Source organism: Desulfobulbus alkaliphilus (assembly GCF_016918545.1).
Classification (GTDB): domain Bacteria; phylum Desulfobacterota; class Desulfobulbia; order Desulfobulbales; family Desulfobulbaceae; genus Desulfobulbus; species Desulfobulbus alkaliphilus.
Genome location: NZ_JAFFQC010000429.1, coordinates 1 through 388, shown reverse-complemented (window position 1 = coordinate 388; position 388 = coordinate 1). Strand labels below are relative to the sequence as shown.

The 388-nt window shown below is 62.6% G+C and carries 1 protein-coding gene; it reads right to left on the bottom strand.

The features are described 5' to 3' along the window. On the bottom strand, positions 1-388 hold a 388-nt coding region (rsmH, locus tag JWG43_RS19260), incomplete at both ends, for a 16S rRNA (cytosine(1402)-N(4))-methyltransferase RsmH (RefSeq protein WP_205244503.1).

Sequence of the window (388 nt, the reverse complement as noted above, 5' to 3'; positions counted from 1 at the left end):
ACGCATTCATGGCCTGAGGAAGGAAGGCCTCCAGTTCTTCCAGTTCGCGGTTGATGAAAATGCGGATGCCCTGAAAACTGCGGGTTGCCGGATGCTGTCCGGTTTCGTGCCGGGGCAGTACCTGGGCGATCAACTCCGCCAGTTGCAAGGTTCTGGTAATGGGCGCCTGTTCCCGGGCCCGCAGGATGGCGCGGGCGATGGGGCGAGCAAAACGTTCTTCGCCGTACTCGCGCAATACCCGCGTCATATCTGCTTCCGTCGCAGTCGCCAGCCACTCTGCCGCACTCCTGTCCGCTCCCGGGTCCATACGCATATCGAGGGGGCCATCGCGCAGGAAACTGAAGCCGCGCGCTGCCTCATCCAGTTGCGGAGAGGACACGCCGAGATC